This is a genomic window from Methylomonas sp. 2F7 (assembly GCF_057126975.1).
Window position 1 is genome coordinate 1,681,193 of record NZ_CP195203.1, and the last position, 25,808, is coordinate 1,707,000.

General features: G+C 52.0%; 17 protein-coding genes. 4 read left to right on the top strand and 13 right to left on the bottom strand.

Annotated elements, in window-relative coordinates:
• Window positions 1-32: 32 nt before the first annotated feature.
• Entirely contained in the window at window positions 33-1,154 is a 1,122-nt protein-coding gene (locus ACR64Q_RS07725; protein WP_313734173.1) for a sensor domain-containing diguanylate cyclase, read from the top strand.
• Here ACR64Q_RS07725 and galE read toward each other — a convergent pair.
• The 5 genes from galE to ACR64Q_RS07750 form a co-directional block, all read right to left on the bottom strand.
• Window positions 1,151-2,197, bottom strand: a complete 1,047-nt coding sequence (gene galE / locus ACR64Q_RS07730) for a UDP-glucose 4-epimerase GalE (protein ID WP_313734174.1) — start codon at window positions 2,195-2,197, stop codon at window positions 1,151-1,153. The two genes, ACR64Q_RS07725 and galE, sit on opposite strands and share 4 nt — an antisense overlap.
• Before the next feature lie 15 nt (window positions 2,198-2,212).
• Window positions 2,213-3,070: a tRNA 2-thiocytidine(32) synthetase TtcA gene (gene ttcA / locus ACR64Q_RS07735; RefSeq protein ID WP_313734176.1), complete on the bottom strand. Its 858-nt coding sequence runs from the start codon at window positions 3,068-3,070 to the stop codon at window positions 2,213-2,215.
• A 45-nt stretch (window positions 3,071-3,115) separates the two neighbouring features.
• Complete coding sequence (gene fabB, locus ACR64Q_RS07740; protein ID WP_313734177.1) at window positions 3,116-4,336, bottom strand: beta-ketoacyl-ACP synthase I; 1,221 nt, start codon at window positions 4,334-4,336, stop codon at window positions 3,116-3,118.
• A 10-nt stretch (window positions 4,337-4,346) separates the two neighbouring features.
• Entirely contained in the window at window positions 4,347-4,862 is a 516-nt protein-coding gene (gene fabA, locus ACR64Q_RS07745) for a 3-hydroxyacyl-[acyl-carrier-protein] dehydratase FabA (protein WP_026604481.1), read from the bottom strand.
• 76 nt (window positions 4,863-4,938) lie between these two features.
• Window positions 4,939-6,855, bottom strand: coding sequence for a transglycosylase SLT domain-containing protein (locus tag ACR64Q_RS07750; protein ID WP_313734179.1), 1,917 nt, complete (start codon window positions 6,853-6,855; stop codon window positions 4,939-4,941).
• Window positions 6,856-6,958: 103 nt separating this feature from the next.
• Here ACR64Q_RS07750 and ACR64Q_RS07755 point away from each other — a divergent pair, with 103 nt between their 5' ends.
• Both ACR64Q_RS07755 and ACR64Q_RS07760 read left to right on the top strand, forming a co-directional pair.
• The gene (locus ACR64Q_RS07755) at window positions 6,959-8,755 is read left to right on the top strand and encodes an ABC transporter ATP-binding protein (RefSeq protein ID WP_026146849.1); all 1,797 of its coding nucleotides are present in this window, start codon (window positions 6,959-6,961) and stop codon (window positions 8,753-8,755) included.
• On the top strand, window positions 8,755-9,585 hold the full coding sequence (locus ACR64Q_RS07760) for a PHP domain-containing protein (protein WP_313734180.1): 831 nt from the start codon (window positions 8,755-8,757) through the stop codon (window positions 9,583-9,585). Before ACR64Q_RS07755 ends, ACR64Q_RS07760 begins: the two co-directional genes overlap by 1 nt.
• Here the strand turns inward: ACR64Q_RS07760 and ACR64Q_RS07765 are convergent.
• From ACR64Q_RS07765 to ACR64Q_RS07795, 7 genes are all read right to left on the bottom strand, one after another.
• Entirely contained in the window at window positions 9,582-12,440 is a 2,859-nt protein-coding gene (locus tag ACR64Q_RS07765) for an EAL domain-containing protein (RefSeq protein WP_313734181.1), read from the bottom strand. The two genes, ACR64Q_RS07760 and ACR64Q_RS07765, sit on opposite strands and share 4 nt — an antisense overlap.
• A gap of 1 nt (window position 12,441) precedes the next feature.
• Window positions 12,442-14,586, bottom strand: coding sequence for a putative bifunctional diguanylate cyclase/phosphodiesterase (locus ACR64Q_RS07770; RefSeq protein ID WP_313734183.1), 2,145 nt, complete (start codon window positions 14,584-14,586; stop codon window positions 12,442-12,444).
• Window positions 14,586-17,330, bottom strand: a complete 2,745-nt coding sequence (locus tag ACR64Q_RS07775; protein WP_026604487.1) for a response regulator — start codon at window positions 17,328-17,330, stop codon at window positions 14,586-14,588. The genes ACR64Q_RS07770 and ACR64Q_RS07775 overlap by 1 nt, the downstream gene beginning before the upstream one ends.
• 32 nt (window positions 17,331-17,362) lie before the next feature.
• The gene (locus ACR64Q_RS07780) at window positions 17,363-17,992 is read right to left on the bottom strand and encodes a YfiR family protein (protein WP_231499676.1); all 630 of its coding nucleotides are present in this window, start codon (window positions 17,990-17,992) and stop codon (window positions 17,363-17,365) included.
• A 42-nt stretch (window positions 17,993-18,034) separates the two neighbouring features.
• Entirely contained in the window at window positions 18,035-20,104 is a 2,070-nt protein-coding gene (locus ACR64Q_RS07785) for a TonB-dependent receptor plug domain-containing protein (protein WP_026604489.1), read from the bottom strand.
• Between the two features lie 13 nt (window positions 20,105-20,117).
• Window positions 20,118-22,085: a TonB-dependent receptor plug domain-containing protein gene (locus tag ACR64Q_RS07790; protein ID WP_026604490.1), complete on the bottom strand. Its 1,968-nt coding sequence runs from the start codon at window positions 22,083-22,085 to the stop codon at window positions 20,118-20,120.
• A gap of 355 nt (window positions 22,086-22,440) precedes the next feature.
• Window positions 22,441-22,701 (bottom strand): DUF2024 family protein, encoded by a 261-nt coding sequence (locus tag ACR64Q_RS07795; protein ID WP_026146846.1) that lies wholly within the window; start codon window positions 22,699-22,701, stop codon window positions 22,441-22,443.
• A 1,049-nt stretch (window positions 22,702-23,750) separates the two neighbouring features.
• Between ACR64Q_RS07795 and ACR64Q_RS07800 the strand changes: the two genes are divergently transcribed.
• Window positions 23,751-24,980 (top strand): IS256 family transposase, encoded by a 1,230-nt coding sequence (locus ACR64Q_RS07800; RefSeq protein WP_483823300.1) that lies wholly within the window; start codon window positions 23,751-23,753, stop codon window positions 24,978-24,980.
• Between the two features lie 191 nt (window positions 24,981-25,171).
• Here the strand turns inward: ACR64Q_RS07800 and ACR64Q_RS07805 are convergent, their stop codons facing one another.
• Window positions 25,172-25,648 carry a hypothetical protein gene (locus ACR64Q_RS07805; protein ID WP_313734188.1) on the bottom strand — a complete coding sequence of 159 codons (477 nt, stop codon included), beginning with the start codon at window positions 25,646-25,648 and terminating at the stop codon, window positions 25,172-25,174.
• Between the last annotated feature and the right edge of the window lie 160 nt (window positions 25,649-25,808).

The following is a 25,808-nucleotide window of genomic DNA, read 5'->3' on the forward strand; positions in this document are numbered from 1 at the left end:
TTATCACCTCGATTAAGCGGGTGGGGCTGAGTTTGGAACAGGATATAACAACAGATCTGCGAGTGTTGGAAAGTCATTTGGACGGTATGCTCAACCGCGTCCAACATAACAGCCTGACCTTAAAGCGATTGCAAAGCTTCGAAATGCGTTTGCTGGGCCTTAGTTCGCTGGCGGAAATGATCGAGTTCATTCTCGGTGAAGCCAAGGCGCTGTTCGATTTGGACGTGATCAGCTTGTGTTTGATTGACCCTAAAAACGAGATCGCCAGTTACCTGGACGTGGATAATTATAATTTTCGGGACAGGGAAGGGCTGTTTTTAGCAAGTAGCGAATGGCAATTGCGGCATAGTTTTGGTCTGACCGACCAGCCGTTTCTGGGCAGCTATCAAACCACGATTTGCGAGAAGTTTTTCTCCGAATCGAATCAACAAAAACCGGCGTCTGTGGTGATTGCGCCGCTGATTCGCCGGGATAGGTATTTGGGGTCTTTGAACCTGGGTAGTTACCATAACGAGCGCTTCATGCAAGGCATGGCCACCGATTTTGTCGAGCATATCGCCTCGGTGATCAGCATTTGTCTGGAAAACAATTTAAACGTAGAGACCATGCGGCGTACCAGCTTGGTCGATCCCTTGACCGGTGTGAACAATCGCCGTTTCTTGGAGCAGCGTATAGAGGAGGAGCTGGATCGCAGTCAACGCAATCGGGAGCCATTGTCCTGTCTATTTCTGGATATCGATTTTTTCAAACGTATCAACGACGGTTTTGGACATCAGGCCGGCGATCATGTGCTGGCTGTCGTCGCTGGTATCATCAAGAAATTGCTGCGCAATAACGATGTGCTGGCGCGTTACGGCGGCGAGGAATTCGTGGCCTTGCTGTCGCAAAGCGACGAAAGTACGGCATCGGAAATTGCCGAGCGGATTCGCTTGAGTATTGCCAATTTGCAGGTGGAGTATGGCGAGCAATCTATACCGGTCACTATTTCAATTGGTGTGGCCACTTATCAACCCAGCCGGGCACAAAAAAAACCGGTTACCGAGATTGCGTTGCAATTGGTGCAAACCGCCGATGCTGCCTTGTACGAAGCCAAACGCAAAGGCAGAAACCGTATTGAGAATGGTGGTTTGGTGTTGGTTACGGTGCCCGTTTAGTTGTAACCGTTGGGATTGTTTTTCTGCCAGCGCCAGGTATCGGTCATCATTTGTTTTAAATCCCGCTCGGCTTTCCAGCCAATTTTTGCTTCAGCCAAGCTTGGATCAGCATAGCAGGCCGCAACATCACCGGCTCGGCGTGGCGCGATTTTGTAGGGCACAGCCTGACCGGTTACGTCGGTAAAAGTGTTGACCATGTCCAACACGCTGTAGCCGTTGCCGGTTCCTAAGTTTATCGCATCACAAATAGCGGTATCGGCAGTTTTTCCAAGCAGATATTGCAAGGCTTTGATATGGCCTTGCGCCAGATCGACGACATGGATGTAATCGCGCACGCCGGTGCCGTCCTTGGTGGGGTAGTCATTGCCGAACACCGATAGGACCGGCAATTTACCGATGGCGACTTGCGATAAAAACGGCATCAGGTTATTGGGGATGCCGTTCGGGTCTTCGCCGATCAAACCGCTGCTGTGCGCGCCGATGGGGTTGAAGTAACGCAGTATTGCGAATTGCCAGGGCTGGCTGTTGTTGTTTAACGTATCGGCATTACTGACATCGCGCAGGATTTCCTCGATAAACAGTTTGGTACGGCCGTAAGGATTGGTAGCTTGCAGCGGGAAGCTTTCCAGAATCGGTACGCTGTGCGGGTCACCGTAAACGGTAGCGGACGAGCTGAACACCAATCTTTTCACCGCAAACTCTTGCATAGTCTCCAGCAATACTTGCGTGCCGTAGATATTGTTGCGGTAATAGCTCAAGGGTTTCTGGCAGGATTCGCCGACAGCTTTCAGACCGGCGAAATGGATCACGGCATCGATTTTATGGGCTTTGAAAATCTCGCGCAGCGCGCTCTGGTCGGTAATGTCGGTTTGATAGAAACCGGGTTTTTGCGAGGTAATGGTTTCGATGCGTTTCAGCGATTCGATTTTGCTGTTGCTGAGGTTGTCGACAACGATGACCTCGAAACCGTTATTCAATAGCTCTACGCAGGTGTGGCTACCAATATAGCCCGCACCGCCCGTCACCAAAATTGTGTTTTTCATCGTTGCGTTCCGTGGTTAGCGTTCGAGGATGTCCAGTCCTGCTTCGTCCGAGACGACACGCGGCAGACTTGCGTCGGGATCGCGGCGCAGGCCGGCAAAATCGAACAAGCTGGCGTCGGCCATTTGCGAAGGTGCGATATTTTGCAGGCTGGCGAAAATGGTTTCGATACGGCCGGGGAATTGTTTATCCCAACCGTTCAGCATTTGCTTCATCGCCTTGCGTTGCAGGTTTTCTTGAGAACCACACAGATTGCAGGGGATGATAGGGAATTGCTTGAACGCTGCGAAGCGGTTGATGTCTTTTTCCCGGCAGTAAGCTAGCGGACGAATCACGATGTTTTGTTTATCGTCGCTGAGCAGTTTCGGCGGCATGGCTTTTAATTTGCCGGCGTAGAACATGTTCAGGAAGAAAGTCTCGATGATGTCGTCGCGGTGATGGCCTAGGGCGATCTTAGTGATCTTATGTTCCTTGGCAAATCCATACAAAGTGCCGCGCCGCAGCCGGGAACATAGGCTGCAGGTGGTTTGGCCTTCAGGGATGATGCGTTTGACGATGCTGTAGGTGTCGTGTTCGATGATGTGGTAGGGCACGCCTATCGATTGCAGATATTCGGGCAGAACATGTTCAGGGAAGCCCGGCTGTTTCTGATCCAGATTGACGGCAATTATCTCGAAATTAATCGGCGCGGTTTTCTGCAAATTCAGCAGAATGTCCAACATCGTGTAAGAGTCTTTGCCGCCGGACAGGCATACCATCAACTTATCGTCGGGCTCTATCATATTGAAGTCGGCGATGGCTTCGCCAACGCAGCGTCTTAGGCGTTTTTGCAGTTTGTTAAACTGGGTACGGGATTTGTGTTCTGGATCTGACATGGATGTTGGAAAAGGCGGCTAAAGGGCAGGTTAGCCGCGCTTAAATTAGCCGTTATAGCGTTGGAAAATCAGCGTGGCGTTAGTGCCGCCGAAACCGAAGCTGTTGGACATGATGGTGTTGAGCGTGACGTTATCCCGATATTCTCTAACAATTGGAATGCCCGTCGCACCAGGGTCAAGCTGGTTGATATTGGCCGACGCGCTCAGGAAATTTTCTTCCATCATCAGTATGGAATAAATGGCTTCGTTGACGCCGGCTGCACCCAAAGCATGTCCGGTCAGGGATTTGGTTGAGCTAACGGCTGGTACGCCATCGGCACCGAATACTTCGCGCATCGCTTCCAGTTCACGGGTATCGCCTACCGGGGTGCTGGTGCCGTGCGCGTTGATATAGTCGATTTTGTCATGCACGGTAGCCAAGGCCTGTTGCATGCAACGCACCGCGCCTTCGCCGGAAGGCTGTACCATGTCGTAGCCATCGGACGTGGCGCCATAGCCGACCAACTCGGCATATATTTTTGCGCCGCGCGCTTTGGCGTGTTCCAGTTCTTCGATTACCAGCACGCCGCCGCCGCCGGAGATGACGAAGCCGTCGCGGGTTTCGTCGTAGGGGCGCGAGGCCGTGGCTGGCGTGTCATTATATTTTGACGATAGTGCGCCCATCGCGTCGAACATCACGGACATAGTCCAGTGCAATTCTTCGCCGCCGCCGGCGAAAACGATGTCTTGTTTGCCCAATTGAATCAATTCCATCGCGTGGCCGATGCAGTGGGCGCTAGTCGCGCAAGCGGAACTGATGGAGTAATTGACGCCTTTGATTTTGAAAGGCGTGGCCAGGCAGGCCGTGTTGGTACTGGACATGGCGCGTGTCACCATGTACGGACCGACTTTTTTTACGCCTTTGGAGCGGAGAATGTCGGCTGAATCCACCAAATTGGAGGTTGATGGTCCGCCGGAACCCATCACTAAGCCGGTGCGGACATTAGATATTTGCGACTCTTCCAAGCCGGAATCGGCGATAGCTTGTTCCATAGCCAAATAGTTATAAGCTGCGCCGTCGCCCATAAAACGTTTAACTTTACGGTCTATCGCTTCATCCAGATCAATGTTGACCGGGCCGTGCACATGGCTGCGAAAGCCCATCTCTGCATAGACCGGCGCGTGAACGATCCCGGAACGGCCGGTTCTCAAGGAATCGACCACTTCGTCACGGTTGTTGCCGATGCTGGAAACTATCCCTAAACCTGTTACCACTACGCGTTTCATGATGGTTTCCTTAGAAATCTTGGGTGGACGTAAACAAGCCGACTCGCAAATCGGTCGCTTCGTAGATTTGTTTGCCATCGACTTCCATCGTGGCATCGGCGATGCCCATGACCAGCTTGCGTAAAATCACACGTTTCAAGTCGATTTTATAAGTGACTTTTTTGGCTGTCGGTAGCACCTGACCGGTGAATTTAACTTCGCCGCAACCTAGCGCACGGCCTTTGCCGGGCCCGCCGAGCCAACATAAATAGAAACCGACCAATTGCCACATCGCGTCTAAACCAAGACAGCCAGGCATGACCGGGTCGCCTTGAAAATGGCAGTCGAAAAACCATAATTCGGGCGTAATATCCAACTCGGCAATGATTTCGCCTTTGCCGTATTTGCCGCCTTCATCGGAAATATGGACGATGCGGTCCATCATCAGCATGTTGGGAAGCGGTAGCTGCGCGTTGGTCGGACCGTATAATTCGCCTCGGCCAGACATTAATAATTCGTCGCGCGTGAAACTGTGCTGCTTCTCCATCTTGATTTTTACCTGGTTGGTGGGTTCAAAAACTGCGGCATTATCTAATAATCGGCTTAAAAAATCAGCTCAATTTTTAGCCGGGCATTACCTCACGCATTAGATCGTCGATCTTTAAGCTGTCGCGTTGCAGGCGCTGCTGGTAGATCAAGCTATACATCAACACTGACGCGACATAACCCCGTGTCTCCTTATAAGGTATGGTTTCGATCCAGATGTCGGCCGGCAACGCGCGGTTTTCCGGCAGCCAGCGCTTCACTTTGTTGGCACCGGCATTATAGGCAGCGGTAGCCAATGCGACGTGGCCATTGAATTGGCGCAGGAGTTTTTTGAAATAAAACGCGCCGTATTTGACGTTGAGCTCGGGTTTAAACAGGCTGTAATCGCTATCCCAACTATCGCGCAAGTCGGCGGCGATTTGCCGGCCGGTGTTCGGCATGATCTGCATCAAACCTTTAGCGCCAGCCGGCGAGTCGGCCAATTCATCGAACGCGCTTTCCTGGCGGATCAAACCCAAAATTAAACCCGGATCCAATTGTTGCACGGCTGCGTTGCTTTGGATTGGCTGGACATATGCCAACGGAAAGCGCAGATTCACATCATCCCAATGGTTGGCCTTGGCTATCGTGGCAATTGCCAGGGCCGGACAATTCGCTTGTTGTGCCAGTTTTGCGGCCACTGGTAATTGACTACTGTCGAGTTTGGCTATCGCGTACCACCATTGGCGTTTGGCTTCCGGTTTTCTGTCGATAGCCAGTAGTTCAGAAAACACCTGAAAATCCAGTCGATTTTGTAAAGTCTCGAGGTCCTCGATGGATACCGCCAACGGTCTATCGACTAGCTCGATGGCTTGCCTTAATTTGCCGGCCGCCAGAAAACCGTAAAAACTGCGATTTTTTGCCAGCTGTTGAAATAAGGTATTAGCTGCTGCGCTCTGGCCTGTTTCCGCCAAACCGCGAGCTTGCCAGTACTGCCATTTTTCCCGAGATTTTTCTTCGTCGTTCAGGCCGGCAATCGCGGTAGCGACATCTGGCCAGTTTTGTGTGTTCAATGCGGCTCTGACCCGCCATTCCCGCGCCGACTCGTCGCTATTTTCCAGTCGCGACAAACGTTCGTAGGCGCGACTGTCGTGTTTTAAGGCCAACGCGATAGCTATGCGTTTTTCGATAAAAGCGGCCGTTGTTGGCGCGATGGCGATTTGCGATTTATTACTGTCCCAAGCCGTCATGGCCGCTTCAACGTTGGTTTCCAACCAGCGATCAATCGCATGGGCAAACAACTCGCCCGCTTGTTCGGGGTATTCGCGCCAGCCAGTCTCCGATGCAACGCTTTCAGGCTGCCGGTGCAGTTTTAACCAGGTGTTGGCCAGATTGAGTTCCGGGCCGCTGAAGAAACGGGTCAAGGAGCTTGCCAGGCTTTGGTTGTCACGTTTGAGTGCGGCGTGAAATCGTTGGTTTATCAGTTCATTATTAAAATACGGCGATGTTTTATAAACATCGAACAAGGCATTGCAGTTATCCGGTTGCGTTTTACCACTTAACCATAAGGCGCGGGCTTGATTGAATGCTTCCAAAGTTTGGCCGGTTTGGAATTGAGCCAGGCCAACGTAGCATTGCAGCTCGGGATCGTCACTGCCTTGGTAATAGTTCAACAGCACTAGCCACTGTTGCTTTTTGCCTAAAGCCAGCAACCACTTTTGCCGTAGCCCCGCCGCGTAACGGCTGGCGGCGTGGTCGTTTAAAAACTGTTTGATGTCGGTATCGGCATCCAGATGATTTTTTAGCCATTGGTATTGCAGATAAGGATACAGCGGGTAGCCTTTCAGGCCAGAAGCCAGCGCGAAATATTCGGCATCGCGATTCTGGTCAAGCGCTTGCTCGGCGCGCAAAAATTGCTGACGTTGGGCGGCTAAGGAGATTTCATCCGCCTGGGCACTGTTCGGCAAAACGCCGGTCAGAGCGGCAAGCATTAAAAAACACGGGATAACATGCATATCAATTTCCACGACAGCCGAGACTAAACCCTATGCAAGAAGTTTTTGCAAAGTGGGTCGGGCCATTATAATCGTTAAACTTCATCGAATTTGTTTCATTACCTTGAAAACATCACACCGCGCGGCGCAAGCCGAATATTCCTGGCAGTACATCTACAGCATCGCTAAGCAGCATAAAAAGCAACTGATCAACGGGCATTTAGTCGCCATATTGGCAACCGTTGCCAGCGTACCGGTGCCCTTATTGATGCCATTATTGGTAGACGAGGTTTTGCTCAACCATCCGGGCGTAGTGCTGAATAGTCTCAACCCCTGGCTACCGGGCGAGTGGCGGCAACCCATTGTTTATATTGCCATTATTTTGCTGGTCAGCTTGCTGTTGCGCTTGTTTGCCTTGATTCTTAACATTATGCAGACCAGGCAGTTTTCCAATATTGCCAAGGATGTGATCTTTCGTATCCGCGAGAGTTTGGTGAAGCACTTGCAACACATTTCGATGTCCGAATATGAAAGCCTGGGCAGCGGTACGGTCAGCTCGCACATGGTGACCGACTTGGACACGCTGGATAATTTTATCGGCACCACGATCAGCAAATTATTGGTGGCGGTCCTGACCGTGTTCGGCACGGCATTGATTCTGCTGTGGATGCATTGGCAGTTGGGTTTGTTCATTATCTTTTTAAATCCGCTGGTGATTTATCTGGCCAGGGCGGTGGGCTCCAGGGTCAAGGAATTAAAAGCCAACGAAAACAAGGCCTACGCGATATTCCAGCAAGCTTTGAGCGAAACGCTGGAAGCGATCCATCAAATCCGCGCCAGCAACCGCGAAGAGCACTATTGCCGGCAGTTAATCGGCAGCGCGCTGGCGGTAAAAAATCATTCAACCATCTATGCCTGGAAAAGCGACGCGACGGTGCGTCTAAGCTTTTTGACCTTCTTATTTGGCTTCGATATCTTCCGCGCCACCGCGATGCTGATGGTGTTGTATTCCAATCTGACCATAGGCGAGATGTTGGCGGTATTCGGTTATCTGTGGTTCATGATGGCGCCGGTGCAGGAGATTCTGAGTATTCAGCAGTCTTTTTATGCCGCCAAAGCCGCGCTGGCCCGCGTTAATCAGCTGACCCTGTTGCAGCGCGAACCCTATTATCCGCATTTGCAAAACCCGTTTACCGGGCGTAAAACCGTGTCGGTCAGCGTTAAGAATCTGCATTTTAGTTATAAGGACGAACCGGTACTGAACGGTATTAATCTGACCATACCGGCCGGCGAGAAAATTGCATTGGTCGGAGCCAGCGGCGGCGGCAAGTCTACTTTGGCACAAACCCTGATCGGTCTATATCCGCCGGGCAGCGGCATGATTTATTTCGACGGTGTACCGCTGGATCGGATAGGCTTGGACGTCGTGCGCGAGCACGTCGCCACAGTATTGCAGCATCCGGCTTTGTTAAACGATACGATACGCGCCAACCTGACCTTGGGCCGGGAGATTGCCGACCCGGAACTGTGGCGGGCCTTGGAGATTGCGCAAATGAAGCTCACCGTCGAGGAACAGCCGCAAGGGTTGGATACTGTGGTGGGTAGACAAGGCATGCGTTTATCCGGCGGCCAACGACAACGGCTGGCCATCGCCCGGATGATAGTCAGCCAGCCGGCGGTGGTGATTCTCGACGAAGCCACGTCGGCGTTGGATAGCGAAACCGAGTATAAACTGCACCAAGCCTTGAGCACCTTTCTGGAAGGCCGCACGACCATCATTATTGCTCATAGACTGAGTGCCGTGAAACAGGCCGATCATGTGTATGTCTTCGAACAAGGCCAGATTTGCGAACAAGGCAAACACGATTCCTTGATACAACAAAACGGCTTGTACGCCAAACTTTACGGTGATTACCAATAGTGTCGGAATTATACGATTTACACAGTCATTCCACGGCGTCCGACGGCGCTTTGTCGCCCACCGAGCTAGTGCTGCGCGCCCAACAACAGGGTGTTACCGCACTAGCCCTGACCGATCACGACACGACTGCCGGCTTAGACGAGGCTAATCAAGCCGCCGCACAAGCGGGCATCCGCTTGATTCCCGGCATCGAATTGTCGGCCAGTTTTGAAAGCCATTGTTTGCACATTGTCGGTTTGAACATCGATCCGCAGCATCCGGGTTTACTCGAAGGTATTGCCAAGCAACAACTGATTCGCGACCAACGCGCGCAAAAAATTGCCGAAAAGCTAGCGAAGAAGGGCATAGTCGATGCCTACCCAACTTTAAGACAAATCGCCGGTAACGGCGAAATCACCCGCCTGCATTTTGCCGATTTTCTGGTTAATCAAGGTTTTGTTGAAACCCAGCAGGACGCTTTTGATCGTTATTTGAGCAAGGGCAAGCCCGCTTATGTGCCGACTGTTTGGGCCAGTCTGGCCGATTGCGTCGGCTGGATACGGGCGGCAGGCGGCGTGGCGGTGTTGGCGCATCCCCTGCGTTACAAACTTAGCGGCAAATGGATCAACAAGGCCTTAATCGCTTTCAAAGCGGCGGGGGGGCAGGGTATAGAAGTGGTGACCGGGCGGGCCAGCATCGACGATATTCGCTTAAGTTATTTGCACGCCAGCAAACATCAATTGCATGCGTCGATGGGTTCGGATTTTCATGCGCCGGGTAATCAATGGTTGGAACTGGGGCGTCTGGCGGCCTTGCCGGACGGCGCGGCGCCGGTATGGCAGTTATTTTAACCAGGCGGTTTTGGATAATCAGGCGTAAACAGCTGGGAGAATTCGTCGGCGGGCAAGGGTTGATTCCAATAAAACCCCTGCGCTTTACGGCAACCGAGTAGATGCAGTTGCTCGGCTTGCTCCTTGGTTTCCACACCTTCGGCCAAGGTCAGCAGGCCCAACGTATCGCCCAATTGCAGGATGGCTTTGACGATAGCGGTGTCTTCGGCTTTGCCTGAGGTTAAATCCCGGATAAACGATTGATCGATTTTTAGTTTGTTCACCGCAAAGCGCTTTAAATAACTCAGTGAGGAATAACCGGTGCCGAAATCATCGATGGCAAAGCTCACCCCCAAGGCGCGCAACTGGGCAATCGTATTGATGACAGCATTGGTGTCGAACATCAATACCGATTCGGTTAATTCCAACTCTAAATAATGCGGTTCCAGGCCGGATTCAGCCAGCGCGCTTTGCACCGATTCCAGTAAGTTGCCGCGTTTAAACTGTAGGGCGGAGATGTTGACGGTAACCAGCAGTTTCACGCCGGCGTCGTGCCAAATCTTGTTTTGCTTACAGGCTTCGCGTAATACCCAGTCGCCTATCGGTACGATCATGCCATTGTCTTCGGCGATAGGAATGAACTTGGCCGGCGGAATCATCGGACTGTTTTCCGGTTGCCAGCGCAGCAAGGCTTCCGCACCGATCACCGTATTGTTGTGTATGGAATATTGCGGCTGATAATGCAAGCGAAGTTCTTTGCGCTTCAAGGCCATACGTAGGCCATTCTCGATATTCATCCGCTCGATTGAAGCCAGGTTCATATCGTTGGAAAAGAAGCGGAAGGTATTGCGGCCTTCGTTTTTTGCCGAATACATCGCCGTGTCGGCTTTGTTGAGTAAACCGTGAAAATTCAGGCCGTCATTGGGGTATAAACTGACGCCTATGCTGAAGGAGGTGCAAAGGGTAACACCTTCGATGACAAAGGGTTGTGTCAGTTGATCGAGAATTTTCAGCACAATTTGCGTGATCGCGTCGATGTCGGGAATGTCGGTGAGGATAATGATGAATTCATCGCCGCCTTGCCGGCAAACCGTGTCCACCTCGCGCACACATTGCACCAGGCGCTCTGCTATGCCTTGCAGCAAGCGGTCGCCGACGTCGTGCCCCATCGTATCGTTAATATTTTTAAAATGATCCAGGTCCAGAAACAGTAGGCCAACCAGGGTGTTGTTACGCACGGCATGGGCCATGGCCTGGTCGAAGCGGTCGCGCAATAAGGTGCGATTGGGCAGATTGGTGAGCGGATCGTGACGTGCCAGATATTCGATCTGGGCTTCGGCGGCCTTGCGCTCGGTAATGTCCGAAAAAATGCCGATGTAATGGCTGATGATGCCATGGGTGTTGTACATCGCGGAAATACCCAGCCACGCCGGATAGGTCTCGCCGTTCTTGCGGGTATCCCAAATTTCGCCTTGCCAGTAGCCGTTTTCGCGCAAGGCCTGCCAGATGCGTTGATAGTGGTTGAGGTCAAGATGACGCGCATCGAGAATTGAGGGCGTTTGCTGTAGCACTTCTTCGGCTCTGTAACCGGTAATAGTCGTGTAGGCCTGATTGCTGGACACGATGCGGGTATCCGGATCGCACAGGAAAATGGCCTCGCCGCTGTTTTCGAACACTTTGGCCAGCAAATTCAGACGTTCGGCTGCCGTTTTACTGTCGGTGATGTCGGTGTGGGTGCCCAGCATGCGCACCGGCTGATTATTGGCGTCGCGCTCGACGATACTGCCTATCGATAATATCCATTTCCAACTGTCGTCGGCGCAACGCTGCCGGTATTCCAGACGATATTCTGCCAGTTCTCCGGCGATGTACTGCTGGTAAGTGTCGGAAACGCGTTGCCGGTCATCAGGATGCAAGCGCATTATCCAGCTGTCGATAGTAGCGTCGAAACTCGCGGGGTCGTAGCCGAGCATGCTGGCGTATTCCGCGTTGGTGATCATATTTCCGGTTTGTGGATTGAGATCATAAAAACCTTGTTTGGCTGCCTGCATGGACAGCCGCAAGCGTTCCTCGCTATCGGCAAGGGCTTGCTGTGTGCTGCGCATTTCGGTGATGTCGTGCGCCAGGCCGTTCACTGCAACCACACGACCGTGATCGTCGAGCATAGGTGACTCATTTAGGCTGAGCACACGCAGACTGCCATCCTTACTACGCACTTCCACTTCGTAGTTCGGTGGTTTGATGCCCGCCAGGCATTGCTCGGTGTAGGTTCTGGCAAGCCGATTGATCGGGTTGTTGGTCGCGATATCGAAACAGTCGCAATATAGTTCGTCGGGTTTATAGCCGAGGATATGCTCCACCGAAGGACCTAGATAAGTAAAAATACGCTCGGTATCGTGGGAATACAGAAAGTACTCGTTACCGATGCTTTCCACCAAATCCCGGAAGCGTTGTTCGCTTTGCTTGAGTAGACTTTGTTGCTCTATAAGGCTTTGCGTGGTGCGGTGCGAACGCAACACATAGCTGATGCGGTGCGGCAACAGTGGCCATTGGATGGGTTTGCCGATAAAATCGGTAGCACCCAGCCGAAAGGCGTCTTCCACTGCTTGCGTATCCTCGATAGCCGTCATCATGACAATCGGTACATTTTTGTCGCTGGCGGCACGCATGCCTTGCAAGCAAGTGAAACCATCCATCTCCGGCATCATCACGTCCAGCAGAACCAAATCCGGCTCCGCTGCGATAAATTGTTCCAGTCCGGCTCGGCCGTTTTCGGTTTCGATCAGTTCGTAGCCGTCGGCTTGCAACATTTGCCTGACCAGCAGACGGACCATCGGATCGTCGTCGACTAACAGGATGCGCGGCTTGGCGGACATGTCAGACTTTGTCGGCTAACAAGCGTTGCGCATTGAATGCACGTACAAATGCTGCAAACTCATCGGCAGGCATGGGCTTGTTGTATAAAAACCCTTGTACTACGTCGCAACCGCTATCCAGTAGGAAATTGGCCTGGTCTTCATTCTCTACGCCCTCCGCGACGACTTCCAGCGATAACGCATCGGCCAGCGCCAGTATCGCCGCGGTAATGGCCATATCGTCTTCATTATGCGGAAGATCGCGGACGAAGCAATGATCGACTTTCAACTCGGAAATGGGCAGTTTTTTTAAATAAGACAAGGACGAATAGCCGGTGCCGAAATCGTCGATACTGATTTTGACGCCCAGAGCTTGCAATTCCCGCAACGTGATCAACGCGTCGTCGATGTGGTCGAGCAAAATGGTTTCGGTCAGTTCCAGCTTTAGATAACGCGGTTTCAGGCCAATCTTGGATAGCACTTCGCGGACATGATTGCCGAAGCCGTATTGTCTGAATTGGGTGGCGGAAACGTTAACCGCCATGACTAATCCCTGACAAAGTCCCGATTGTTGCCAGTTCAAAGTTTGCCGGCTGGCATTTTCCAGCACCCAATCGCTGATTTGGGCAATCAAGCCGGAATCTTCGGCAATCGGAATAAACTGCGAGGGGCCTATTAAACCCAACTCCGGGTGCTGCCAGCGAATCAAGGCTTCGCAACCAACGACTTGTTGACGGCGGATATTGATTTTGGCCTGATAGTAAAGCTTTAATTCATGGCGTTCTATGGCCCTGCGCAGGCTGTTTTCCATTGCCAGTTTATGAAAGGCGGCAACATTTAGCGATTTACTGAAAAACTGATAATTATTATGGCCGTGTTCGCTGGCATGGTTCATCGCAAACTCGCCGTTTTTGATGAAACTGTCTTCATCCTGGCCGTCCCCCGGATAGACGGCGATGCCGATATTGATGCCCAGAAACAGCTCCGTGTTCTCCACCGGAAAAGCGTGCTGCATTATCTGAAAAATCCGCTTAGCCACTTTGACGCTATCGCGCGTGTCCTCGATATGATTCAGTAACACTGTAAATTCGTTACCGCCCAGCCGGGAGACAGTCATGTCCGCCAGTTCGTAATCGGCGTTAATGGAGATGTAGTCGCAATCTCTAATTTCGGCCAGTAAACGCTCGGCGAACAATTTCAACACCTGATCGCCGATTTTCGGCCCGAGTGTCTCGTTGATGCGTTTGAAACGATCGATACTGATAAATAAAGTTGAAATTACCGTGCCGTAGCGCGTGCAGTAGGACATCGCTTGCGCCAGAACTTCTTTGAACAGCGTCCGGTTGGGCAGGCCGGTAAGCGGGTCGTAGTAGGATAAAAGCCGGACCCGTTCTTCTATGTGACGGCGTTCGGTTATATCTTGCAGAGTGCCGTGAATATGGCTTACCTGCCCATCGTCGATCACGGGTTTGCCTTGAATATGAATCAGATGATTAGCGCCATCCTGATGAGTAACCGGTAATTCCAGGCGAAAACTGCGCTGGTTTTTTACGCAAAGATCGATGGATTGTTGCAGCTTGCCGACTTCCGATTGCAGCACGGATTTGTATAAGTCGCGGCATTTATGTTCGAACGATGACCGATTGGTGTCGAGGATATTAAAGACTTCGTCCGACCATTGCATATTGTCGTCGGCGACAGACCAGTACCAACTGCCCAGTTGCGCTATTTTTTGCGCTTGGCGCAGTTCGGCTTCGCTTCTGGCCAGTTCCTCTAACGTTGCAACCGAGCGCAGCAAGTAACGTAAGCGGTGTGGCAGGGTCGGCCAATTGAGCGGTTTTGGGATAAAGTCGGTCGCGCCCAATTGAAAGGCGCGATTGACCGATTCCAGGTCGTCCATGCCGGTCAGCATCACTACGGGCAACAAGCTGTTGCCGGGCATGTTTTTGATAGCTTGCAGGCAGTCGAAGCCGTTGAGGTCCGGCAACATAACGTCCAGTAATACCAGATTGGGCCGTTCGCTGGCTGCCAATGCCAAGCCTTGCTTGCCGCTAGCCGCGCAAATGACATCAAACGCTTCTCTTTGCAGAATTTCTTGCAACATCAGACGCACCATATCGTCGTCGTCTATCGCTAAAATCAGGCTGCGTGCAGGTAATCGTGCCATTATGAAAGTTTGAGTTGCGAAAGCCGCTGGAGGATTTCTTTATATTCTGTTTGCAGGCATTCGGCAACCCGGCTATCGAATTGCAAAGTGTTGTTCCGTGCCGCATTTTCAAGCGCACGAGCCTGTTCCGCCAAGTTTAGTGCGCCAATGTTGGCGGCGGCCGATTTTAAACTATGCGCGGCATGCCGCACTGTTTCCGTATTGCGGTCCAGCAGGCCGGAGCGGAGTATCGCGATATGTTGCTCGGCATTCGTCCCAAACAAGGCCAATACATCCTCGACCAGCGCGCTGCCGCCAATTTCCCGTAAGGTATTCAGCGCGGACGGGTCGAGGGTTGCGTCAATCGATTTAATCTCGGGTGCGGGTTTATTGATGGTTGCTGTGGGTAGCGGGGCTACCAATGCCTGGATTTTGTCTTGCAAGGTTTTTTGTAAAAACGGTTTACTAAGATAATCATCCATGCCGGACTGCAAACAGCGTTCGCGATCACCTTCCATGGCGTTGGCGGTGAGGGCGATGATGGGGATTCGAGGCAAATTGCGGTTGCTTTCCCGATTGCGGATGTGTTGGGTTGCGGTGTAACCATCCATGACAGGCATCATGCAATCCATCAGGATTAGATCGACAGGCTCGCGGCTGATAATGTCCAGCACTTCCCGGCCGTTATTCGCCAGCGACAGGGTGTAGCCTAGCTGGCGCAACATGGCGCTGCACACTTTCTGGTTAACCGGATTGTCCTCGGCCAGCAGGATTCGAATTGTTCTAGGGGCCGAGGCCGGCACACTGATAGATTGCGGTTTTTGCGACATTAACCCGAGCAGCGCATCTTGCAGGGTGCGCCTGTGTATAGGCTTGTGGAGGTAGAGGTCGCAGGCGCTGCCGCGAATCTTAGCTAATACGTCTTCGTCGTTGCTGGAGGTGATGATGACGATGCGGATACTGGCAAATCGCCAGTCGATACGAATTCGTTGGGTTAATTCGACGCCGTTCATGCCTAGCATTTTCATGTCCAGCACGGCAATGTCGAAAAATAGACCCAAGTGTGCCGACTGATCGAGAATCTCCAGGGCATGTGCGCCATTTTTGGCGACGCGGGTAAACATCCCAAAATCGGTCAAGTGATTTTCCAGGATTTTCGCATTGGTGGCGTTATCTTCCACCAGTAAGACCTGTTTGCCTTGCAGATCGTTGCCGGGCAAGGTCGCGGGCAGGGCTTCGTTAGCTTGGCGGAGCGGGATGTGTAGGGTGAATACCGAGCCGCTGTTCGCGCTGCTTTGCACCTGGATATTGCCGCCCATCAATTCGCTCAGTTCCTTGCTGATCGCCAATCCCAGGCCGGTGCCGCCGTATTTGCGGGTCGTGGAGCCGTCGGCTTGACTGAAGGATTTGAATAAACGGGCTTGGGTGTCCGGGGGGATGCCGATGCCGGTATCGCTGATGCAAAACTCCAGACACATGCTGTCGGCCGACTGGCAGCGATCCGGGGCGGCAACGTTGACCTGCATTTTCACCGAGCCGGCTTCGGTAAATTTGATGGCGTTGGATAACAAGTTGGTAAGTATTTGCCGTAAGCGATAAGGATCGCCTCTCACGTCGCGCGGCACCCGGTTGTCGACGGTACAAACCAGTTCGATATTTTTGCTGCTGGCGCGTTCGAAGAATAAGGCTGCGAGTTGGTCGGTGATATTGATCAAGTTAAAATCGATTTCCTCCAGCTCCAGTTTGCCAGCTTCGATTTTTGAAAAATCCAGAATGTCGTTGATTACTGTCAACAGTGAATCGGCGGAACTGAACACGGTTTCCGCGTATTGGCGTTGCGTGGTGTCCAGGTCAGTGCCCAACAGTAATTCGGTCATGCCCAGCACACCGTTCATCGGTGTGCGGATTTCGTGGCTCATGGTTGCCAGAAATTGCGACTTGGCGATATTGGCGGCTTGGGCATCGACGACGGCCTGACGCAGGTCGGCGGTGCGTAGATCGACTTGTTTTTCCAGGTTGCCGCGCTGATTTTCCAGTTCGGCATCGCGTTGTTGTACCCGCTCTATCATCTGGTTGAAGCTTCTTACCAATTCGCCGATTTCGTCCTCGCCTTCGCCTTGGGCGCGTACCATGTAGTTGTTGTCCCTGGATACCTGTTTGGCCAAGGACGACAAACGGATCAGCGGCGCGGCAATCGATTCCGCGAGGCGTCGTCCGAAAAATACCGCCAGAATAAACGACACCACCATCACCAAAAAAATTTGGCCCAGACTAATAATCACCATACGCCACATGGGCTTTAAGTCGAGCTGCAAGCGCAAGGTGCCGATCACGTCGCCGTTATCGTCCGGTAAGGGGTTCAAAATTACCTGGCTCAATATCCGCAGGCCCTGATTGCGTTGTTGTTGTTCCGCATCGCCCAAGGTGGCGGGGAAACTGTCCGGTGCGGCCTTGGCGGGGTAATGGGCGAAAATTTCGCCGTCGTTTTTGTAGAGCTGCGCGGAGATGATTTCGGATTTGCCGCGTAATGTTGCCAGAATCTCGGTGCCGGTTTTGGTGTCGCCAAACAGCAGCGCGGCGTTGGCATTAAAACCGATCATTTTGCCGAGCGAACGCACCTCCATTGACAGTTCTCGCCGCTCCTGCCAGATATGCGTCATGCTGGTAATTAACAAGGTAAACAGCAGAGCCAATGCCAAGGTGATGGCTTGCAAGCGTTGCAGCTTGTAGGTCATCGGCAGATTGGCCAGTTTGTCGCGAATCATGGGTGGCGTTGAGATGTCGTCTGCATGCGGGCTTATTTACCGGCCAAAATGTTTTTAGCCAGTTTCAGCAGCTGGGCGCTGATTCGCGTGTTGCCGGCATTGGCGGTTTCTAAGTTAATCTCAAAGCTGAGCCGATTGCCGTCCTGAATCAAACCTATGGTGCCGCCCTGGTTGATAAACCCTGATTTGTCGCTGACGCTGACCACCGGCGAGCCTTTTAATTCGCGTGCATAATCGCCCGGATTGTCGGCGGTATCGATAAAGATCAGATGGCAGGACTTCAAATCTTTGGCTGCTATATTGCGGACGATATCCAAGGGCTTGCCGTTCACCGTTTTGCCTTCCAACATCAACAAATGGTCGCCGAAATCGGTATGACTGCTCAGGCACAAGGTATAACGATTCGGCGCGGTTGCCGACTCCGGCCATTCGATAAACTTAAAGAAATTATATAAAAACGCCACTTTCACCGCCGCTTCGCTGGCCGCTTCGGCTTGGCACAAATGGCCGCTAAGCAGTAAGGGTAGCAACAGCATTTTGCTGAGTAGCGCGATAGGCGCGAATCTTGGTTTTTCCGCAGGGCGCCGGCACGACGCATCGCAGCCGCAATTTCGGCACGATCCGCACAATCTTGCATAACGATGGCGCAAGATTCGCTTCATATTCGACACCTGTTCTTTGCTATATGCATAGTGTCGGGTCGCTTAAAAGTCCCAGCGCAAGGTGCCGTATACCTCGCGTTGCACGGCTGTGGCGGTGGAAAACATATCCGAGCCGTATTCGAAATGACTGCTATTCAGCAAATTTCGGCCCACTAGCGCTAGTTCCACGCCCGCGCCCAAATCCCATCCCAAACGTGCATCGAGGTCCTGATAGGCTCTGGACTGATCGCCGTTTAGACCGGTCGCGTCGGAATAGCGCCAATTCAGATCCAGCTTGAGTTGTGGGGAGAATTGGTACATAGACCAGAGCATGGCTTTGTGGGCCGGGTAGCTGTCTCCCGATATAAGGCTAGTGTTTGTCGGTGCCAGCGGGGATAGGCGAAAGCGTTCTTCTTCGTGGCTATAAGTGGCGCGCAGTTTCCAATCTTCAGTCGCTTGCCAATCCAGACTGATTTCCCCACCGTATACTTGCACATGCCCGTAGTTGTTGTAATCCAGGGTCTGTAGCAAGTAGCCGGCGAACCTTTGGATGTTAGGCGTCAAACTGACGTAATCGTCGTAGCTGTAATGATACAAGGCTATATCAGTGCTCAATTGGCGACTGATTTGGCCGCGCCAGCCCAGTTCGAAGCCGAGCATTTTCTCGGCGGTTAAATCGGGGTTGCCGTTTAGACTGCGCAGTACAGGCACGGTATTGCCGCGTATCGTGTATGGCTGGGTTTGCAGACCGTAGGAAATGTTCTGCTCGACCCAATTGGGCGTGCGTACCGAGCGGGATACCGAACCCCAGAACGAATGCTTTTCGTCGGGCGTCCACAGCAAGCGCGCGTTTGGCTGCACTTCGAATTGTGTGACCGGGTTGTGTTCCAGCTTACTGCCCAAGGTCAAATGCCAACGCTCAGGTACCAAGGTGATATCGTCCTGTGCAAACAGGCTGTAGATACGGTCGGTTCGATTGTTGGCATTCATCGAGATTTGCGGGCTATCCTGAAAGTTATTCAGGTTATATCGGACGCCAGCGCCCCAAACCAACATATGGCTATCGTTTAGCTTGTAGTTATGCTGAAAATCGACGTCGATATTGTCGATTTGATATTCGGAATCCAGGTAGGGCGATTTCCGGCTGTGTCTGTCCCAATACATGCGCAATACGGTATTGGAGTCCGTGCTTTGATGTTGTTCCCAGCGCCCTTGAATGTAGTGGCCGGAGAATAATTGATCGGTGGGTAAGGTGCGCGAGTAGGGCGGCGCGAGCACCGGCGTCAGCTGGGATGTCAGCGAGGGGAATTGTTGCAGTGCGCCATTGCTCTCGCCGAGAAACGCATCGCCTTGCAGACTTAGTTTATTGGTAAAGTCGATGGCTTTATCGTAACGAAAACCGATTTTGCTCATCTCGCCTTCATCGCCGGCCTTAGCGCTGCTGCCCTGGGTTTTTGAGTCGCTGTAGTTAGCGTAGCGGCCGTAGACTTTTAGATAGGCGTCGCCGCCTAAATCGGCGCCGTAGCGCAGACCGCCGCCGTAGCGTTGGGTGCCGACATGGCTGGATAGCAAACCGCCTTGCGTGTCTTTGGCCGATTTAGTGATGATGTTGATGACGCCGTTGACCGCATTGGCGCCCCACAAGCTGGCACCCGGACCGCGGATGACCTCGATGCGCTCGATGTCTTCCATCATCACATCTTGTTGATCCCACCATACTCCGGAAAATAGCGGGTTATAAACGCTGCGGCCATCTACCAAAACCAGTAATTTGTTGACAAACTGGCTGCTGAAGCCGCGCATCGATACGGCCCATTTATTGCCGTCAACTTTAGCGACATGCATGCCCGGCACCACGCGCAACGCTTCCGGAATAGTGGTGGCGCCGGTACGGCGGATTTCGTCGCTGCTCAGTACGAATAGGGCGGCGGGTACGTGTTTGACATCGGTGGGGACTTTCATCACCGAGGTCACATCGAGATTCATTAATTGCTCGACGCTGAGGCCGGTCAAATCCGGTAAATTGTCGCGTTCAGGCTCTTGATTGGCGGCGTGTGAGGAGGGTTGTCCCAAACACAAAAGTGCTCCCAGGCCAATGGCCCAAGCTTTCGGTCGATAAAACGCCTTTTTCATATGATCGGCCCTTCTAAAACGTCAACTGTAGTTTCAAGCGAAATTCCCTGCCGTTCATTTGTAACAGGTCGAAACGGTCGCTGTTGATCAGCATTTCATAATGGCTGTCGAAGAGGTTATAAACCCCAAAGGACACATCCAGACCACGCAGCAAACGATCCGTGCTCAAATTCAGATTGACCAAATTGTAGGCATCGGCTTCGCCGCCCTGGAATGTTTTGCGGTCGCCAATGTAAATATTCTCGATACCGAGTCGGACAAAATCGTCGAACAAAGGCTCAGCATAGTGTAATTTGAAAATATTTTGCGGCGAACCGGTTGCCCACACCCCGTGTTTCCCTTCGTTGGTAAACAGGCTGTAGGTGTACGAGGCTTTGAACATTCTGCCGCTGTCCCAACGTTTTTCCGCTTCCCATTCCGCACCGTAGGCATGATATTTGCCGACGTTATCCAGCAGCGCCGTATCGGGGTTGGCTTTCAATAACTCGGTGATGTCGTTGTAAAACAAGGAAACCAGCAGTTTCAGCCCGGTATTCGAATGCCATTCCGTAATCGCTTCATAGCTTCTGATTTGCTCTTCATGCAGTTCAGGACTGACGCCGTAATAATATGGGTTGTAATCCAGATTCCAGGCATGCGGGGCACGAAATGTCGAGCTGTACAACAGCTTGAAGGTGGTGTTCTCCAGCGGGTTCCATATCAAGCCCAGACGCGGATTAAGTTGCAGGCGCTTGAGCATGTGAGTCTGATCCAGGCGCAGCCCGGCGCTGAAAACCAAATTTTCCCGTAACTGGATGTCGTCTTGAGCATAGAGTTCAACTCGGTGGCCGCTGAGGTCACTGTCTTGGTAAATCTGATAAGGCTCGGTAACATAGCCGAATTGGCGTTGGGTTTGGTCATATTGATATTCCAAGCCGAAAAGTAGTCTATGTCCGTCGAATACGCTAGTGGTTAGTTGCGCTTCGCCGCCCCACCAGCGGCCGCTGGTTTGGTCGTGATAAATGTAATTACCAACGTCATTGAACGGGTCTTCGGCCATGTAATCGTAGCCTTGGTAAAAGCCCTTGGCCATGAACGAGGTCTTCGCACTCAGGGCTTTTTCATATTTCAGATTGGTGAAAAATTGTCTGTCGTAAGTATGCGAGGTGGGATCGTTGAAAACGGCGCCGAAAGCCGCGGTCGGCACCCGTTTGTATCGATCGACAAAACCGCCGCTGAGGGTGAATTCTTCGAACTGCATGCGTCCGAACAAGCGGTCAGCCCGCTCGGTATCCATGTTATGTGCGATACCGTTGTTGGTACTGGGGTCGTCGAAAGCCGGGAAATATAAATCTTCCACACCCTGGCTATCGTAATGTGATGCCGACACCAGCACATCGGTGCCGTTATCGAATTGCTTGCCATAACTGACACGGCCTTTATAGGTGTCGAAACTACCCACTTCGCCGGTCATTTGCGCGCCGTTCACAGCTTTACCTTTCTTGGTCACGACGTTGATCAAGCCCAAAAACGCGTTGGCACCGTAAATAGTGGAACCGGAGCCGGGGATAAATTCGATGCGCTCAACCAAATCCATATCCAGCATGAATTCCTGGCCGATATTGCCGGAGTCGAAGATATTTTCGTTCATGCGTTGGCCGTCGATCATGAACAACACGCGGGAGTTATAGTCGCCGGACTGAATGAAGCCGCGCACGCCGACGAAACTATAGTTGCGATCATTGCTGGTAAACAAGCCGCGCATGCTGTTCAGCGCCTCCGCCAACGTGCGCCAGCCGAACGTGCGAATGTCGTTTGCCGTTAAAATCGAAACCGAACTAGGGGCTTGACTGGCTTTTTGACCGAGCCTGGAGGCGCTGATGATTTCCACATTCAGCAACTGCTCGATAGACATCTCGGTTAAATCTTCAGGCGCCGCGCTGACCGCCTGCGCGGTAGCGAAAGGCATCAACAATATACCGAGGACGATCAGTGCGCGCATTGAAAGTCTTGTCTAATGGATAGCAGGGACATAAATAATGATAAGACTCGGCTTGGTGCGTACTATCTATCGATTAACGCGGAAAACAAAAGCGATTATTTTACAATAGATTACGGATATTCAGGCTAGTTTGATTGTTATTCTGGCGTTTTTTTGACAGGAATCTATCCAAGATACTCGAAAAGATCGGCTGATTGGCTAAAAAATCGTGGGAACAGTTTATTAGCGAAGTGACATTTGTAAGCTCCTATCCCTTAGCGTCCAACAGGTTTTCGCAGCAAACTGGAGAAAACCTGTGGCATCGCAAAATCGCTTCAAGTCAAGCGGATCTGGTGTTCCCACCCATTAGTAGAGGCTAAGAAGGACACCCTTCCATTTTATAAATGAAGTAACCCTGCCGATTTATGGTTTCAATCACGTCAACCGGCGCTTGTTGAGTGTGGCAAAAACGACATTCCTTGCTGGATACCACCGCGTCGGTTTCGCCGATTGACGTCAACCACCGCTTGGCATACCGAATAGCTTGCTCACTGTCTTTGCTGGCGGTGAATACATCAAAGTGCATGATGTGGTTATCGCGGGCTTTAACATAGGTATCGTAAACGTGGATTTCCATCAAAAACTCCTGGGTGAAAAAAATAAAAATTGGCTCATGCCATAAAACAAGCGGCCAGATAGAAAGTTGTGCATACACATGTCAATCCCTGACGGTTTGCCCTTGGGAATTGCCCGACAAGGTCATGGCAAATATGCCGGGATGACGGATTTACATCCGTCATCGTCAGAGATCCGCGAAACCGTTCCCCTTGGGGTGAAAACGCCTCTACGGACTCGGTAAAATTCTATACTAATATCGATTCGATATAAAATGCTTTTCATTATTCTTATCCAGCTACTCGCAAATGCCTCATCGGATTCAGCGGCGCTCTGAACCAATACATGGCCAAGGAAACGGACAAGTCTTACTTGAGTATTTGTACATTCAGCAAATAGCGGGTGGTTTTTGCTCGGACAGAAACCGTGCTGCCACTCCAGGATTGTTTCGAATAATCAAGGTCACAAATAGGTTAAAACTGACAAGCCAATGTAAAACTGCTATTCCAATCCTTACAGTGCTTGTTTGTTCAAGTTATTCCCCGCCCATTTGCGCTCAAGACACGCTTAAACAACACAGCAAAAATCTCCAAAATTGCATAGGCAACTAGCGTCAAGGCTTAAAGCGGCAGTTGGAACGCGTTCGCAACGCGGCGAGCAGGAGTGTGGATATGACGGATATGACCTAGCGCTTTTCCGTGCCTCGCAATTAGCGCCATGATTCGGTGCCGGAGACTATGTACCCAGATTAGCCCGTCAGCTGCAAGAAGGGCGGGATTTGCTTTGACGACGAGGCTAATTGCCATTCTCGCAAGCTTCGCGGAACCGTGCGCAAGTTGTTGAACAAATCACGCAAGGTATTTGTTTAATGCGGGCAACCTATTTGGCTTGCGTGCAAGTCGTTGAGGCTTGCGGTTTAGGCTCTTGGCCTTGCGCATATGCCATTTAGGCTTGCGCTTATGGCAAATAGCCTTGCCCGCAAGGCTATTTACGTTGCGGGCAGAGGGTGTAAGAATTTTTGTGTAAACGGCCCTGAGGTAGGAAACTACCGATCCTGATAAGGAGGAAACCATGACCGTATCATCAAAAGCCATACCGGATGACCTACTCGACGCCTTGATGTCGCACTATCAAAAACCCGAGGACCTGATCGGTGCCAATGGTCTGCTGAAGCAGTTGACCAAAGCGATAGTCGAACGGGCCCTGGAAGCGGAAATGACCGCGCACTTGGGCCACGGTAAGCATGAGGCGGTGACCAACGCCAGCAGCAATGCCCGAAACGGCAAAAGCCGGAAAACGCTGAAAGGTGACTTCGGCGACTTGCCTATCGAGATTCCCCGCGACCGTCATGGCGAATTCGAACCGCAGATCATTCCTAAGCATCAACGGCGCTGGACCGGTTTCGACGATAAGATCATTTCGTTATATGCCCGAGGACTGACGGTACGGGAAATCCAAGCCCATTTATTCGAGCTTTACGGCACCGAGGTATCCCCCACCTTGATTTCCTCGGTGACCGACGCGGTACTCGAAGAGGTGGGCGTCTGGCAAAACCGCCCGCTGGATCCGATTTACCCGATTGTGTACCTCGACTGTCTGCATACCAAAGTGCGCGATAGCGGCAGCGTGCGGGTCAAGGCCGTCTATCTGGCCATCGGCGTCAATCTGGACGGCCACAAAGAAGTGCTGGGGCTATGGATTGCCCAAAGCGAAGGCGCCAAATTTTGGTTGCAAGTGGTCACCGAGCTCAAGAACCGTGGCGTCAACGACATCTTTATCGCCTGTGTCGATGGTCTGAAGGGATTTCCGGAGGCTATCGAAACCGTGTTTCCCAAAGCGGCCGTTCAACTGTGTATTGTCCACTTGGTCCGTCATAGCCTCAACTATGTCAGCTACAAAAGGCGCCAGTCGGTTGCCGACGACCTCAAGCAGATTTATCGAGCCGCAACGGCAAGGGAAGCCGAGCAAAAGCTGACCGAATTCGAGGCCAACTGGCTGGAGACCTATCCCACGATCGCCCCCATCTGGCGACGAAACTGGGGGCACATCATCCCTTTTTTTGACTATCCGCCCGAGATTCGCAAGGTGATCTACACCACCAATACCATCGAATCGGTGAATCGAAGTCTGAGAAAAATCATGAAAAACCGCGCGGTCTTCCCCAGTGATGACGCCTTGTCCAAACTGCTCTATTTGGCGTTGCGCAATATCAGCCAAAATTGGACCATGCCCGTCTACGATTGGAAAGCCGCTTTGAATCGGTTTAGTATTCAGTTCGAAGATCGCTTCCCTAGCCATTAAACCAAACTACCGTTTACACAAAATTTGGGACACTCCCTGCGGGCACGGCATTTAGAATGGCGAGCAGCTCTTTTAAGCTCGCGGCTATTGCAAAAAGGCTTGCGAGCTATCCTTTCATCTAATCCGCCGTTGGATGGAGGTTAGCTGGCAAGCCGGAAAGCCTTGCCAGGGAGCCATTTTGCTTATAATGCTTAGCCGGCCGGTTGGGTGGCTTGGGTTTTTGCCTTGGCACCGCGATTAAATCGCACAGACATCGCCTGCCGTAGCGTTTCCAAGCCTGCGCCCTTGCCGGCGATTTTCAATGAGGCGTAAGCATCCAGGCTAAAACTATAAATATCGCTGCCCAGCGCCATGTCGGTATCTTCGCCTCTGCTCATTAAATCGCGCAGGCGGTGTAGGCGAGGGCGGAGCTTATCGAGCGTCACCAAATCGGCTAGCGCTTCGACGACATCGAGACCGGGCGGAATGGCATGCGTGTTTTGGGTGGCCACCGTCAGCGTCTGGCGGCAGAAAGCTTCGGTTTTATCACCCATCTTCAGGATGGTGCGGCGCTCTTCCGGTGTTAAGACGAGAAAGCCGGCGAAGCGGTCTTCCAATGTCTTTAGCGCGGCGTCTATATCGGTCAGATCATTATCGGATAGGCTTAAAGAAATTAGATGTTGGCTCATGTTTATCTCCTTTTGGCGTGGCTGATACTGCGGAGGATGGGGCGTGGTCCGCAGATGAAAAGAGTAGGCTATTTTTGGATGAGCGCGTGAGTTGATTTGCTAGGGAGTGAGCTGCTTTTGGTTGTTTCTGTGTTGGATTCTGGTTTCCAAACTCTGGCTT